Source organism: Pseudomonas sp. (assembly GCF_030698175.1).
Lineage (GTDB): Bacteria > Pseudomonadota > Gammaproteobacteria > Pseudomonadales > Pseudomonadaceae > Aquipseudomonas.
Window position 1 is genome coordinate 70,158 of the sequence record NZ_JAUYNT010000026.1, and the last position, 13,769, is coordinate 83,926.

At 62.1% G+C, this 13,769-nt stretch carries 16 protein-coding genes; 7 read left to right on the forward strand and 9 right to left on the reverse strand.

The window, feature by feature from the left end:
• Nucleotides 1–104: 104 nt before the first annotated feature.
• Nucleotides 105–1,052, reverse strand: coding sequence for a triacylglycerol lipase (locus Q8R10_RS13895; protein WP_305654429.1), 948 nt, complete (start codon nucleotides 1,050–1,052; stop codon nucleotides 105–107).
• A gap of 258 nt (nucleotides 1,053–1,310) precedes the next feature.
• Between Q8R10_RS13895 and Q8R10_RS13900 the strand changes: the two genes are divergently transcribed.
• Nucleotides 1,311–2,090 (forward strand): AraC family transcriptional regulator, encoded by a 780-nt coding sequence (locus tag Q8R10_RS13900; protein ID WP_305654430.1) that lies wholly within the window; start codon nucleotides 1,311–1,313, stop codon nucleotides 2,088–2,090.
• On the opposite strand, the gene Q8R10_RS13905 is transcribed toward Q8R10_RS13900, so the two are convergent.
• A complete protein-coding gene (locus tag Q8R10_RS13905; protein WP_305654431.1) occupies nucleotides 2,028–3,146 on the reverse strand; it encodes an MBL fold metallo-hydrolase in 1,119 nt (372 codons plus the stop codon). The two genes, Q8R10_RS13900 and Q8R10_RS13905, sit on opposite strands and share 63 nt — an antisense overlap.
• 158 nt (nucleotides 3,147–3,304) lie before the next feature.
• On the opposite strand from Q8R10_RS13905, the gene Q8R10_RS13910 reads away from it, so the two are divergent.
• Nucleotides 3,305–3,874 carry a pseudouridine synthase gene (locus Q8R10_RS13910; RefSeq protein ID WP_305654493.1) on the forward strand — a complete coding sequence of 190 codons (570 nt, stop codon included), beginning with the start codon at nucleotides 3,305–3,307 and terminating at the stop codon, nucleotides 3,872–3,874.
• Nucleotides 3,875–3,927: 53 nt separating this feature from the next.
• Here the strand turns inward: Q8R10_RS13910 and Q8R10_RS13915 are convergent, their stop codons facing one another.
• From Q8R10_RS13915 to Q8R10_RS13935, 5 genes are all read right to left on the reverse strand, one after another.
• Nucleotides 3,928–4,131: a DUF2788 domain-containing protein gene (locus Q8R10_RS13915; RefSeq protein WP_305654432.1), complete on the reverse strand. Its 204-nt coding sequence runs from the start codon at nucleotides 4,129–4,131 to the stop codon at nucleotides 3,928–3,930.
• Nucleotides 4,132–4,254: 123 nt separating this feature from the next.
• The gene (locus tag Q8R10_RS13920; RefSeq protein WP_305654433.1) at nucleotides 4,255–4,734 is read right to left on the reverse strand and encodes an Lrp/AsnC family transcriptional regulator; all 480 of its coding nucleotides are present in this window, start codon (nucleotides 4,732–4,734) and stop codon (nucleotides 4,255–4,257) included.
• Between the two features lie 343 nt (nucleotides 4,735–5,077).
• Nucleotides 5,078–5,494, reverse strand: coding sequence for an MAPEG family protein (locus Q8R10_RS13925; RefSeq protein WP_305654494.1), 417 nt, complete (start codon nucleotides 5,492–5,494; stop codon nucleotides 5,078–5,080).
• Nucleotides 5,495–5,600: 106 nt separating this feature from the next.
• Nucleotides 5,601–6,485 carry a cation diffusion facilitator family transporter gene (locus Q8R10_RS13930; protein ID WP_305654434.1) on the reverse strand — a complete coding sequence of 295 codons (885 nt, stop codon included), beginning with the start codon at nucleotides 6,483–6,485 and terminating at the stop codon, nucleotides 5,601–5,603.
• A gap of 46 nt (nucleotides 6,486–6,531) precedes the next feature.
• A complete protein-coding gene (locus Q8R10_RS13935) occupies nucleotides 6,532–6,951 on the reverse strand; it encodes a polyribonucleotide nucleotidyltransferase (RefSeq protein ID WP_305654435.1) in 420 nt (139 codons plus the stop codon).
• A 117-nt stretch (nucleotides 6,952–7,068) separates the two neighbouring features.
• Between Q8R10_RS13935 and hrpB the strand changes: the two genes are divergently transcribed.
• From hrpB to Q8R10_RS13950, 3 genes are all read left to right on the forward strand, one after another.
• Nucleotides 7,069–9,606 carry an ATP-dependent helicase HrpB gene (gene hrpB, locus Q8R10_RS13940; RefSeq protein WP_305654436.1) on the forward strand — a complete coding sequence of 846 codons (2,538 nt, stop codon included), beginning with the start codon at nucleotides 7,069–7,071 and terminating at the stop codon, nucleotides 9,604–9,606.
• A 136-nt stretch (nucleotides 9,607–9,742) separates the two neighbouring features.
• A complete protein-coding gene (locus tag Q8R10_RS13945; RefSeq protein ID WP_305654437.1) occupies nucleotides 9,743–9,982 on the forward strand; it encodes a CDGSH iron-sulfur domain-containing protein in 240 nt (79 codons plus the stop codon).
• Nucleotides 9,983–10,002: 20 nt separating this feature from the next.
• Nucleotides 10,003–10,839 carry an SDR family oxidoreductase gene (locus Q8R10_RS13950; protein ID WP_305654438.1) on the forward strand — a complete coding sequence of 279 codons (837 nt, stop codon included), beginning with the start codon at nucleotides 10,003–10,005 and terminating at the stop codon, nucleotides 10,837–10,839.
• A gap of 156 nt (nucleotides 10,840–10,995) precedes the next feature.
• On the opposite strand, the gene Q8R10_RS13955 is transcribed toward Q8R10_RS13950, so the two are convergent.
• On the reverse strand, nucleotides 10,996–11,664 hold the full coding sequence (locus tag Q8R10_RS13955; RefSeq protein ID WP_305654439.1) for a YciC family protein: 669 nt from the start codon (nucleotides 11,662–11,664) through the stop codon (nucleotides 10,996–10,998).
• A gap of 84 nt (nucleotides 11,665–11,748) precedes the next feature.
• On the reverse strand, nucleotides 11,749–12,342 hold the full coding sequence (locus Q8R10_RS13960; protein ID WP_305654440.1) for a cysteine hydrolase family protein: 594 nt from the start codon (nucleotides 12,340–12,342) through the stop codon (nucleotides 11,749–11,751).
• Nucleotides 12,343–12,554: 212 nt separating this feature from the next.
• On the opposite strand from Q8R10_RS13960, the gene Q8R10_RS13965 reads away from it, so the two are divergent.
• Both Q8R10_RS13965 and Q8R10_RS13970 read left to right on the forward strand, forming a co-directional pair.
• A complete protein-coding gene (locus Q8R10_RS13965) occupies nucleotides 12,555–13,040 on the forward strand; it encodes a GNAT family N-acetyltransferase (protein ID WP_305654441.1) in 486 nt (161 codons plus the stop codon).
• A gap of 117 nt (nucleotides 13,041–13,157) precedes the next feature.
• Entirely contained in the window at nucleotides 13,158–13,637 is a 480-nt protein-coding gene (locus Q8R10_RS13970) for an NYN domain-containing protein (RefSeq protein WP_305654442.1), read from the forward strand.
• Nucleotides 13,638–13,769 lie beyond the last annotated feature (132 nt).

Consider the following 13,769-nt stretch of genomic DNA (forward strand, 5'->3'; position numbering starts at 1 on the left):
CCGGGCGGGGCGAATTGATACGCACTTTGGCGTCGGTCACTAAGCAGGCCAGAGCAGCGCCGCAGCCAACTGAGTTGCGCCGCGGTGCTGCTGGTTGTTGGCTTTTACAGACTGAGGCCTTTCAAGCGGCTGGCGTGGCTTTGAAACAGAGTTTTCGGGTTGGTTTCAAACAGCGAAACCAAGCCGAAAATCTGATTGGTCACGTCCAGATGGTTCATAAAGTAATTGTCTTTAAGCACCGTGCCAAAGTGGCTTGAGCACTTGCCGGTGACCCCGTCATTGGCTTCGCTGAAGGCGAAGCGGGTGATGCCGAAGAGCACGTCGGAAGCATCCAGTACATGGGTGAGTGGTGCCGTGCCGCTCCATGAATACAGGCGAACGCTGTTGCCGCCGATGCTGGCTGTTGCCGGGCCTGCGCCACAGGCGGTGGTCGGTATGCCGATCGGGTAGGTCTTGTTGTTGGCGGCCGCCCCGGGCACGGTGAACTCGGCGAGCATGGCGCGGATATCTGCCTGGCTCTTTTTGTTATTCGACATCAGGTTGACCAGGTTGCCGACGGCGTTGGCAAACACATCAAAGGCCACCCCTTGCAGGCTGCCAGGCGGCGCTACACCGGTGGCCAGGTCGGCCAGTGGCGAGCCTTTGTGCGGTGTGTTCATGGTGGTGACTGAAGCAACCAGATCAGGTCGGGTATTCATCACGTAGCGCACGGTGATGCCGCCTTGACTGTGGCCCATCAGGTTGAACTTGGTGATTTTGCCGGCGGAAGTGGCGCGGATATTATCCAGCTGAGCGATCAAGGCTTCGCCGCGTTTGACCGAGCTGTCGAAGGCGTTGATTTTCGGCACGTAGACGGTGGCGCCTTGGCTTTGCAGTGCCGCCGGGATTTTGTACCAGTAGTCGATGGCGGCGATGCTGTCGAAGGCAAAAATACCCGGCACCAGCACGATTGGGTTTTTGGTTTGGGCCTCGGTGGTGGCGGCCTGGCTGGCTTGGCTAAAACCCAAACCGAGCCCGAGGGTGAGCAGCGAAACAGCAAATAGCTTTTTCATGTTGGCATTCCTATCATTATTTTTATTGTTAAGGCCTCGTACTGCCGACGCGAGGTGGCCGCTATCAGAGCACGGCTGTTGCTGGCTGACTTGTAGGAACCGATGACGTTGGCGCTCGCCGGTCGGTTATGGGTAACGGCGCACAACGTGCTTTACTGGCCGTGCGGCAGCGCCTGTTGCGCAGGCTGTGGGCAAGCACCATAAGAACAACAATAAGGCGAGCACCAGCAGGTGATTCGCCACGCAGGGCTCTCCACCATGACGCTAACCGGCGACGCTGCACTGCTCTATCTATGGGACAGACGCACTCTCTATCTCGGGCCTCTGGCGGAATCGCTGGAGGTCACGCAGGCGGCCGCCACCTTGGTGCTGGGGATCGATCAGGACTTTGCCCTGGAGGTGGCCGGCGAGCTGATCTGTTGTCGCAGTGCCTTGTTACCAGCCGGCAGTTCAGTGCGCCTGCAGGTGCCGAAAACGCGTTTGGCGGTGTGCTATCTCGACCCTTTCGGTGAGGATTTTCGCAAGCTGTGCGGGCAAATGAACGCACAGCATGGCGGCGTATATTTGCAGCTTGAGCAAGAGGCCAGCTGGATTGCCTGTCTGCTGGAATTGCTGCATACCGAGGCGTCGCCGGTGCAGGCCTATGCCTTGCTGGAGCAGCTGGTTGGCCCGGACGCGGCGGATGCGCCGGTGCTGAAAATTGATCCGCGGATTCTCGTGGTGGTTGAACTGATCAAGCGCGACATTGCCGATAACCTCAGCGCCCAGTATCTGGCCGCGCAAGTGGGTTTGTCTGAGCCGCGCTTGTTGCAGTTATTCAAAGAAACCATCGGCGTGCCGATCCGCCGTTATCGGCAATGGCATCGCCTGTTCGTCACCGCCGCTGGCGTTACCCAGGGGTTGTCGCTGACCACTGCGGCGCTGGAAGCGGGCTTTGCCGACTCGGCGCATTTTAGTCACACCTTTCACAGCATCCTAGGCATGAAACCCTCGGCGATACTCTCGTCGCGGCTGAAGATCCGTATGCACCTCACCTGAGGTGCATACGTTAGCCGCGAGCACCGGCACCAACCACTGCTCACCGGGCTTGGGCGCGCGAAACTGCGCCGCCGGCACTTGCCGGTCGAGCAGGGCCTGAGTCAGCTCTTGCGGTGGGGCGAACTGGTCTTCGTCACTGAGGTTGAAAGTGCCGAAATGAATCGCCATGCTGCACTGCGAGGCCAGTTGCTGGTGCGCCTGCACGGCGTCATCCGGGTTCATATGGTTGTCGCGCATAAACCAGCGCGGCGCATAGGCGCCAATGGGCAGGGCGGCAAAGCGCAGGGGGCCAAAACGCTGCTGAATCAGGCCAAACTCGGGGCCCAAGCCGCTGTCGCCGGGGAACAGTACTGGGCCTTCGGCGGATTCCAGCACAAAGCCCAGCCACAGGCTGCGGTTGGTGTCGTGACGGGCGCGAGCCGACCAGTGCTGCGCCGGCACCGCGTGCAGGGTCAGGGCGTCGTTCAACGGCAAACTTTGCCACCAGTCCAGCTCGGTGATGCGGCTAAGCCCGCACTCCCTGATCAGCCCGGCATTGCCCAACCCGGTGACCACCTGGGCCTGGGGGAAGCGCTCGGCCAGTTGCCGCAGGCTGTAGAGGTCGAGGTGGTCGTAGTGGTTGTGGCTGACCAGAATCAGGTCGATGGGCGGCAGCTGGTCGAGGCTCAGCCCCGGTGGATGGTGGCGGCGCGGGCCGATAAATTCGAAGGGGCTGGCGCGCTGCGACCACAGCGGGTCGGTGAGGATATTCAAGCCGTGTTGCTGGATCAGCAGGGTGGCGTGATTGATATAGGTGACCCGCAGCTCATCGCCCAGCACTCGCTGCGGTACCTCGGGCGCGACGGCTGGTCCGGCTTGGGCGACCCACTTCTGTTGGGGCGGGCGATTGAGCTGCCACTTGAGCACGCTGCGCAGGCTTTTGTGGGCTTTGGGATGAATATTGTGAAAGCGCTGGCCATCAAAATGGGCGCTGACCGGGCCGCGATGGGGGCGGCCATGGCGGCCGAGTAAATTGAGCAGGGCGATCAACCAGGTGGGGCGTAGCACTCGCGACATTGCCGTTGCACTCTTGCGGTGTGGATGCCGCTCAACCTAGCATGCCGCTCCTGCCGCCTGCCTAGCCCAAGTCGTTGCCACTTATGTCGCGTCCTCCTCGTTCAAATCCGCCTCGTCCCGTGTCCAGTCCGCGCGTCGTTGCCAGCGCGCCACGGCGGGTGGCCAAACAGCCACCGGCCGAGCCACGGCTGATTCTGTTTAACAAACCCTTCGATGTGCTGACCCAATTCAGCGACGAAGGCGGCCGCGCCACCCTCAAAGACTACCTGCAGATTCCCGGCGTGTACCCGGCCGGGCGCCTGGATCGCGACAGCGAAGGCCTGTTGCTGCTGACCAACGACGGCGGCCTGCAGGCCCGGATTAGCGATCCCAAGCACAAACTGGCCAAGACCTACTGGGTGCAGGTCGACGGCCTGCCGAGCGAGGAGCAGTTGCAGTTGCTGCGTGCCGGTGTGCAACTCAATGACGGCCTGACCCTGCCCGCCGAGGCGCGCCTGCTGGAGGAGCCCGAGCTGTGGCCGCGCACGCCGCCGGTACGCTTTCGCAAAAGCTTGCCGACCAGTTGGCTGGAGTTAGTGATTCGCGAGGGGCGTAACCGCCAGGTGCGGCGGATGACGGCGGCGGTCGGTTTGCCGACCTTGCGCCTGGTGCGGGTGCGCATCGGCCCCTGGAGTCTGGATGGGCTGGCGCCGGGAGAGTGGCGTGAAGTGCCGGCGCAACTCGACTAATTCCCCTCTCTTACTTCCCACTTCCCACTTCCCACTCCCCACTATCTACTCATCTACTGGCCTTCGAGGCCAGCAATCACCACCGTCTTGATGACGAAGCCGAGCACGCCCAGGCCCAGGGCTAAGAACAGAATCATGGTGCCGAAGCGCCCGGCTTTGGATTTTTTCGCCAGGTCCCAGACGATAAAGGCCATAAACAAAATCAGACCGCCGACCAGGATGTACATCATCCAGTCTTCGAATACTTGCGGGTCCATCGACTGCTCCACTGCGGCTTAATGACTGCCGGGGTCGGCAAGCTAAGGCCGGCGATTATACGCGGGCAGGACTGGCGTGTCAGAGCGCTTGGCAGTTGGTCACAGTGTCTGGCGCAGGGCTTTTTAGCTGCGCAGATGGTTGAGCGGCAACTCCGTGCTGCTGAGCACCTGATTGAGCACAAAGCTGGAGCGCACGCTGGTGACGCCTTCGATGCGGGTCAGTTGGCCGAGCAGAAATTTCTGGTAGTGGTCCATGTCGGCGACCACCACTTTCAGCTGATAGTCGGCCTCCATGCCGGTCACCAAGCTGCATTCGAGCACTTCCGGGCATTGGCGGATGGCCGCCTCGAAACGCTCGAAACGCTCCGGGGTGTGCCTATCCATGCCGACCATCACATAGGCGGTGAGGCTTAAGCCGAGCTTCTTGCGATCCAGCAAGGCCACCTGACGCAGGATAAAACCGTCGTCTTCCAGTTGCTTGACCCGCCGCGAGCAAGGCGAGGGCGACAGGCCGATGCGCTCGGCGAGGTCTTGGTTGGAGATGCGCGAATCGCGCTGCAGCTCGCTGAGGATATTCAGGTCGTAGCGGTCGAGTCTATTCATCTTGGTGGTGATTTCGTGATTGGATTGCGATAGATGATGCCTTGTTGGATTGTTATTGCGCAACTAGTGGTTTGTTGCGCAATTTTCGCAATCTTTGGTCGCGCCCACAGGTTTAAGCTTTATCTCAGTTTCAAGGCCCGGACACATACGTCCACGCGCCGCGCCCAATCAGGCTGCAGCGCCGCCACTGGTCTTACCCGACCAGCTGGCCACCGGGTCCGCAAGCCCAATCAGGCTGGCGATAACAGCGGCGACAGAATTGCCGAAAACGGACGAATAGATGCCAAAAGGGCGATCAATTGATCGCCCTTTTGGCATTTTGCGCTGGTTGTTTAGTGAGCGATCAGAGCAGGCCGCTTAGGCGCAGCAACCACCAGACCAGAATCAACACCTGCACCAGATAGCTGGCAAAGCGCAGCCAGACAAACAGTGCCGAGGTGCTTAGCATGTGCACGCAAGACTGCAGCAGGCGCGCGCCGAGTAGGCAGTACGCCAGCGGGTCGGTGATCGTCGTTTGCCCTGCAAGCATGGCATAGAGCAGCACGGCCGCTTGGGCGGGGAGGTTCTCCAGGCAGTTGGCGTAGGCGCGGGTCAGGCGCTGGCCGAAGCCGGGTACGTCGCTGCCATCGGCGGCAAAGGCGTTTACCGCTTTGTGCCCGCTGAGGATTTTCACTCCGCGCATGCAGGCCAGCAGAAACACCAAGAGCAGGCTCCAGCCGACCAGACTCAGCAGAACGGCGGCGCTGGGGGAGAGTGACATGAGCATGGCGGTACCTCAGAGGCTGGGGATGAACGGCTCGGCGCAGTCTAAATTTATTCGCGCAATTGCACTATGGTTGCGTCGCTGATCGCTGAGTGGCCACGCTTTAGTGCGGCACTATGCCCTGCGGATCGGGGTGTACCAGCACTTCGGCCTGGGGGAATTCGGCATGAATAGCGGCTTCGACCTGATCGCACAGCCGATGTACCTGTGACAACGGCATCTCGTCCGGCAACTCCAGATGCAGTTGCACGAACCAGCGGGTGCCAGAGATGCGCGTGCGCAAATCATGGGCGCCCAGTACGCCGGGCACCGCGCAGGCGAGCTGGTGCATGCGCTCGCTGATCTCCACCGACAGCTCGGTATCCATCAGCACGGCAACGGCTTCGCGGGCAATGCTCCAGGCACTCCAGAGGATGTAAAAGGCGATGCCGATGCCGAACAACGGGTCCAGTCGATGCCAGCCGAAACTGGCCAGCACCAGGGCCAGCAAAATGCTGCTGTTGAGCAGCAAGTCGGAGCGATAGTGCAGCGAGTCGGCGCGAATGGCGGTGGAGCCGGTGACCTTGACCACATGCTGCTGGAACACCAGCAAGGCGGCGGTCAGCCCCAGCGACAACAGCATCACGGCAATGCCCAAGGCCTGGGCGCCCAGGGGTTCTGGATGCAGCAGGCGGTTAACCCCTTGGGCGCCGACTAACAGCGCGCTGACGCCGATAAACAGCGATTGCCCCAAGCCTGCCAGTGCTTCGGCTTTGCCGTGACCATAGCGATGGTCGTCATCGGCCGGGCGCAGGGCGTAGTGCACGGCCAGCAGGTTAAGCAGTGAGGCGGCGCTGTCCAGCAGTGAGTCGGTCAGCCCCGCCAGCAGGCTGACCGAGCCGCTCAGCCACCAGGCAATCGCCTTGGCCAGTGCCAAACCGAGGGCAATGCTCAGGGCTGCGGCACTGGCCAAACGCATCAGGCGGGCGTGTTGCAAGCTAACGCTCATAGGTCGTCCTGGCTAAAGCTCTGTCACCGATGCCAATTGCGGCCGGTCAGGCGGCGTTCGGCGCCAGACCAAGCGCGGCCAACTGCTGCAGATTACCGCGCTGCTGGATCAGCTGGGGATTGTCCAGCGGCAGGTTGAGGCCGGTTTCGTGTTGGATAATCGCCTTGAGTTTGGCGTTATCGACTTTGCCATCGCTGCCAATCGCGTCCTGCAGCCGCTGCGGCGCGATGGAGTACTTGGCATCTGGCAGGTAGATAGCGCCGGTGGCGAAGTCGATGCCAAAGGCGATCAGCCCCGGCAGCACATAGAAAAGAATGCCGATGGCATTCAGGCCGGCGACCACCGGATCGACCTTGCCTTCGATCTGGCCGCGCCGATCAGGGAAAAACAAGGTGCCGCAGGCGGCCAGCTGGGTGAACAAACTGATCGCCAGAACGGCCCCAATAACTCGGAATTGTGAGCGCATAAGCACCTCCGCAAAAGACGGTCGCCACTATAGCAAGCCAGCTTCTACAGGTCGCGCAAGCCTTGCTAAGCCGCAGGGTTATAATCGCCGCCTTGCCGCTGGCCCTGTGAAGTACCGATGACGCCCTTACCTATAGATGCCGTACTGCCCGCCTTGTGCGCCGCCCTGCTGGCGCGTCACGAGGCGGTGCTGGAAGCGCCGCCCGGCGCCGGTAAAACCACCCGCGTGCCGCTGGCCTTGCTGAACGAACCGTGGCTGGCGGGGCGGCGCATCCTGATGCTCGAACCGCGGCGCTTAGCCGCGCGGGCGGCGGCCGAGCGGCTGGCCAGCGAGTTGGGCGAGGCGGTGGGCGAAACCGTCGGTTATCGCATCCGGCTGGAGTCCAAGGTCGGCCCGCGCACCCGTATCGAGGTGGTCACCGAAGGTATTCTCGCCCGCCGTCTGCAGGACGATCCGGCGCTGGAAGGCGTTGGTCTGGTGATTTTTGACGAGTTTCACGAGCGCAGCCTGGATGCCGACCTGGCTCTGGCGCTGTGTCTGAATGGCCGTGAGCTGTTTGCCGACGACAGCGCCGGCGAGGCGCCGCTGAAGATTCTGTTGATGTCGGCCACCCTCGAAGGCGAGCGGCTGTCGGCCTTGCTCGGTCAGGCACCGGTGGTCAGCAGCGCCGGGCGGATGTTTCCGGTCGAGATGCGTTGGGGCCGGCCCTTGCAGCCGGGTGACTATATCGAGCCGCGCGCCGTGACCACGGTGTTGCAAGCGCTGGCGGATGAGACCGGCAGCGTGCTGGTGTTTCTGCCCGGGCAGGCGGAAATCCGTCGGGTGCATGAACAGTTGCAAGAGGCGCTCAGCGGGCGGGTGGATATCTTGCTCTGTCCATTGCATGGCGAGCTGGATCTGGCCGCCCAGCGCGCGGCCATCGAGCCGGCGCCGACGGGGCGGCGCAAGGTGGTGTTGGCCACCAATATCGCCGAAACCAGCCTGACCATCGACGGCGTGCGGGTGGTGGTGGATGCCGGTTTGGAGCGAGTGCCGCGTTTCGATCCGGCCAGCGGCATGACCCGCCTGGATACCCAGCGCATCTCTCGCGCCTCGGCCACCCAGCGCGCCGGTCGGGCCGGTCGCCTAGAGCCTGGAGTCTGTTACCGGCTGTGGTCCGAGGCCCAGCATCAACAGGCGGCGGCCTACAGCAGCGCCGAAATCCTCCAGGCCGATCTGGCCGGATTGGCCTTGCAACTGGCCCGTTGGGGCGTTCAGCCTGGCGAGCTGGCTTGGCTGGATGCGCCGCCCAGCGCCGCCTTTGCCCAGGCCCGCGACCTGCTCGGGCGGCTGGGGGCGCTGAACCCGGCGGGCGGTTTGACCGCCCATGGCCAGGCCATGAGCGAACTGCCGGCGCATCCGCGGATCGCGCATTTGCTGCTGCGCGGCCATGCCTTGGGGCTGGGCGCGTTGGCCTGCGATTTGGCCGCACTGTTGGGCGAGCGGGATATTTTGCGCAGTGGCGGCGCCGACCTGCACCGCCGCATCGGCCTGCTCAGCGGCGCCGAGGCCGGCAGCCGTGGCAGCCAGGGCGGGGTGCAGCGGGCGCGGCAATTGGCTCGGCAGTTTCGCGGCTATTTAAACGGGCGTGGCGCTGGCCGTGATGCGGTGGCGGAACCGAGCCATGAACGCTGGCTCGGTTGTTTGCTGGCCTTTGCCTACCCCGACCGCATCGCCCGGCAACGCCGTAGCGGTGGCGCCGAGTATCGCCTGGCCAATGGCCGGGCGGCGCTGTTCGGCGAGACCGACGGGCTGATGAAGCACGAATGGCTGGTGATCGCCGATCTCGGCAGCCGTCAGGGCCAGCGCGAGGAACGCATCTATTTGGCCGCCGACCTCGACCCCGAGTTGTTTGCTGGCCCCCTGGCCGAACAGGTCAGCAGTATCGAGGTGCTCGATTGGGATGAGCGCGAAGGTGTGCTGCGCGCCGAGCGGCAACGCAAGGTCGGTGAACTGCTGCTCGACAGCCAACCACTGAGCAATCTGGATGAGGGCGCACGGGGCCGCGCCTTGCTCGCCCTGGTGCGGCGCAAGGGTTTGGAGCTGCTGGCCTGGACCCCCGAGCTGCGCCAATGGCAGGCGCGCTTGGCTTTGATGCGCCGGCTGGAGCTGGAGTCCGCCGAGGTCAGCCAATGGCCGGACGTCAGCGATGGGGTGCTGCTGGCCAGTTTGGAGGACTGGCTGCTGCCCTATCTGGCCAAGGTCAGCCGGCTCAGCCATTTCAGCAGCCTCGACTTGCCGGCCATGCTCGCCAGCTTGCTGCCTTGGCCACTGCCGCAACGCCTCGATGAGCTGGCGCCGAAGAGCCTGGAGGTGCCCTCGGGTTCGCGTATCGGCATCGACTACCACGAGCAGCCACCGGTGCTGGCGGTGCGTCTGCAAGAGCTGTTTGGCTTGACCAGCACCCCACGGATCGCCGGCGGTTGCCAAGTGCTCAAACTGCACCTGCTGTCGCCGGGTCGTCGCCCGGTGCAGGTGACCCAGGATCTGGCCAGCTTTTGGGCCAACACCTACGCCGAGGTCAAAAAAGACCTTAAGGGCCGCTACCCCAAACACTACTGGCCAGATGATCCGCTGATCGCCGAACCCACCGCGCGGGCCAAGCCAAGGCGCTAGGTTTGGTTGAGCTATGCGTGTGGCGCCAGGCGCATGTCGCGTTTGCGCCAGTCGCTGTCGGCCACGGCTTGGGTGACTCGGCTATGCTGATGACTCAGTGGGCTGCGGCCCGTTAATTTGCTCTTAGGAGTTGATCATGACTGAGCCGCTAATCGCGCAAACAAGCCCCTATGCCGTCGAGCTGGTGGCCGGTAAAGATTATTTCTGGTGCCGTTGTGGGCACAGCGCCAAGCAGCCGTTTTGCGACGGCTCCCATAAGGGTAGCGAGTTCACCCCGCTGAAATTTACTGCGCAGAAAGCCGAAACTGTCTGGCTGTGCGGCTGTAAACACACGCAGTCGCCGCCGCGCTGCGATGGCAGCCATAAGCGTTTGTAAGGTCAATAAAGGGGGCAAGCATGCAGCGCAAGGTTTTCACCAGTAAGGTTTATGAGCACAAGGTGGTGTTGGTGACCGGTGGTTGCGCCGGCATCGGCCGGGCGTTGGTGCTGCGTTTTGCCCAGGCCGGGGCGCGTTTGGTCATTCTCGATTTGCAGCAGGCCGAGCTGGATAGCCTGCTGCAACTGGTGCGCGATCAGCACAATGTCGAAGCCCTCGGGCTGTGCTGCGATGTGGCCGATCCGCTGGCGGTGCAGCAGGCCGTCGCCCGGGTGCTGGAGCAATTTGGCGGCATCGATGTGCTGGTCAATAACGCCGGCATCAGCCATCGCAGCAGCTTTGCCGAAACCGAGTTGGGGGTGTTTGAACGGGTTATGGCGGTCAACTACTTTGGCGCGCTGCACTGCACCAAGGCCGCGCTGGAGAGCCTGATCACCCGCCGTGGGCAGATCATCGTGCTGAGCTCCTTGTCGGTGTATGCGCCGCTGCTCTATCGCAGTGCCTACAACGCCAGCAAGCATGCGCTGCATGGTTTGTTTGAAACCCTGCGTTACGAGCTCAATGGTTCGGGGGTCAATGTGATGCTGGTGTGCCCGGGCTTTACCGCCACCGACCTGCGCAAAAACGCCTTGGTGGGTAGCGTTACCTTGGCCAACCAGCCGCCCCTGGCGATGCGTAAATTGGCCTCGGCGCGGGATGTGGCCGAGTCGATTTACCGTGGCGCGCTGAAGCGTAAGTCCTTGCTGGTGCTGGATAACGTCGATTGGCGTGCACGCCTGCTGGCGCGTTACTTCCCGCGCTTGTTTGAGCGGGTATTGCTGCCCCGCATGTCGCGCCTCAAGGCCCGCCGGCCTTAACAGGCCGTTGAGAAACTACCTACGTTGCCGATACGGCGTTAAAAACAGGCTCAAAATGCTCATTTACAACACGTAAACTCCGCTTTTTCGCCTGTTTTTGCCTTGTCTCGGCTGCCTCGCCTACATTTCTCAACGGCCTGTTAGTCGCGCAAGCGGCTAGTCGTCAGCGCTCGCCGGCAGGCTGCTGAGCTGCATGTAAAAGCGAAACAGCAGCACGGTGGCGCTCAGTTGCGCAAAGCCGTTGGCGCTATCGAGCAGCACCGCCAGCCATTCATTGGGCTGTTCGCCCAGCTGCTGATAGGTCCACCAGTCCAGCAGCCACAGCGGTGCCAGTACCGCCAACAGGCAAGCCGCAATCGGCCAGAAGTAACCATTGGTCAGGCGCATGCTTTCCCGTATGGCCGCCAGTGGCGACAGGCCACGCAGCACCAGCAAGTACTCGGCGAAGGCCAGCTTGACCATCACCCACAACGCCGGCAACACCAGCAGCGAAGCGCCGAGCACGATCAGCAGCGTGCTCAGCACCGCCAGCAGCGCAAAACTTGGCCACAACTGCAAGGCTGCAGCGAGTAGATCACGCACTCTTGGCTGTAGGCCGCGGCTACGGGCATCGATAAACAAGATCAAGGCGGCGCTATACAGCGGGTAAAACAGCAAACCGGCGAGCAGGCTGTAACCCATGCCCTCCGCGCTGCCGAGCCAGGCGTTGATGGCGTGCTGGGCGAGGTTTTCCAGCACCACCCAGGGCAGGCACAGCAGGGCGATGGTCGGCAGGTTGCGACTAAAGAAAAACCAGGTGTCGCGAAGCAGGCTGAGCGGGGTCATCAAGGGTTATCGCTGCAAAAAACAGGTTGCCACTGTAGCCGATGGACGCAGACGCTCCAAATGCCGGGAGTCGGCGAGCATGGCTCAAACAAGCTCAGGCAAGAGGCTTTTCAGCAGCTCGGTGCTGTTCAGTATTGTGGCGTACTCGCCCTGCAAGTTGGCCATCGCCATGGCATGCACCTCTTCGGCGCTGCGGGGGCGGCCGTCGAAGTCGGCTTTGGCGAAGGTGAAGCAAGCGTCGTTCAGCACCACGGTGTGAAAGCCCAGATTGCCGGCAGTGCGAGCCGTGGACTCAACTGAGTTCTCGCTGGCAACACCGACTATGACCACCCGTTCGATACTCCGTACCCGCAGCCAGCGCTCCAATGCACTCTGGATAAAAGCATCGGGCACGTTCTTCTCGAACACCTGTTCGTTGGCGAGTGGCTCGAATTCTGGCTGGAACAATACCTCGGCTTGGCCGGGGGCAAACACCGAGGTCGGTGAGCGCGAGATATGCCGAATATGCACCAGCGGCCAGTGCTGCGCTCGCCAATGGTCGAGCAGTGCGGCGCAGCGGCTTTCGGCATCGGGGTTGTTGCGTTGGCGCAGCTGAGGCCCGCGCATCGCTTGCTGCAGGTCGATGATTAGCAGCGCCGGCGCATTGTGTCGGGGCACTGCGGCGAGGGGCGGTGGCATAGTGGCTGTCCTTTCCTGGGTGCAGGCATACTAGCGCGCGACTTTAACTTTAAAACCTAATGGTCAGCCAGTGGCGATCCGTGCCAGAGAGTTGCTGGTGGAACATGCCAATGTTCCGGTTATATGTTCAAGTTCGTAAGCTTTAGTCGCGGCGCTATTGGCCCCCCATGCAGGCACGCAGCGGACTCAATCACAGCGTTAGGAGTATTTCTTTGAGCATTCATATCCGTGAGGCCGCGTTGACCGACGCCGCGCAGATTCTGGCCTTTATCACCGAGCTGGCGATTTACGAGAAGGCTGAGCACGCAGTGGTCGCCAGCGTGGGCGATATCGAGCAGAGCCTGTTTGCCGCCGACTCGCCGGCGCGAGCACTAATTTGCAGCCGTGACGATCAGCCGATTGGCTACGCCGTGTATTTTTTCAGTTATTCGACCTGGCTCGGCCGCAAGTGCCTGTACCTTGAGGATCTGTATATCTCGCCCAGCCAGCGCGGTGCAGGTGCCGGCAAACAACTGCTGCGGCATTTGGCCAAAGTCGCCTGCGACAGTGGCTGTGGTCGGCTCGAATGGAGCGTACTGGACTGGAACACACCTGCGATCAAGTTCTATCAGTCGCTTGGTGCTGCGCCGCAAGATGAATGGGTTCGCTACCGCATGGACGGCGACACCTTACAGGCGTTCGCTCACGGTGATTGTTGAGGTCGTGCAGTTGTGCGGGCCGTGCGCTGCAAGTTGCTCGCCGGTGCGCGTGGATGGGTGCGCGCGGCGGCGGCTTCGCCCATACTGCCGCGCAGTCTTTACCCCCAGGAGTTGCTGGTGAAAAAAATCGCCGTGTTCGCCGATGTCCAGAACCTCTACTACACGGTGCGCCAAGCCCATGGCTGTCACTTTAATTATGCCGCGCTGTGGGCTGACATCAGCCAGCGTGGGCAGATAGTGACGGCGTACGCCTATGCCATCGACCGTGGCGATGCCAAGCAGCAGCAGTTCCAGCAGATCCTGCGCAACTTGGGTTTTGTGGTGAAGCTCAAGCCCTATATCCAGCGCAGCGATGGCTCGGCCAAGGGTGACTGGGACGTGGGCATTTGCATCGATATTCTCGAGGTGGCGCCGCAGGTTGATGAGGTGGTGTTGGCCTCCGGCGATGGCGATTTTGATCTGCTATTGGATAAAATCCGCATCCGCGATGGCGTCGAAGCCACCGCCTATGGCGTGCCGGGCCTGACCGCGCAATCGCTGATCCGCGCCGCCAGCCGCTATGTGCCGATTGAAGGCGCTCTGCTGCTCAAAACATAGGGCGGTCAACGCGCAGCTTGGCCGCCAGCTTTACCCGCCATTGGCCCCAAACACCTCTGTGTCGGGCATAAATTGACCGGCAACCCGCACGGTGGCCAACGCTTCGCTGTTGTTCATCCCCACTCCCTACTT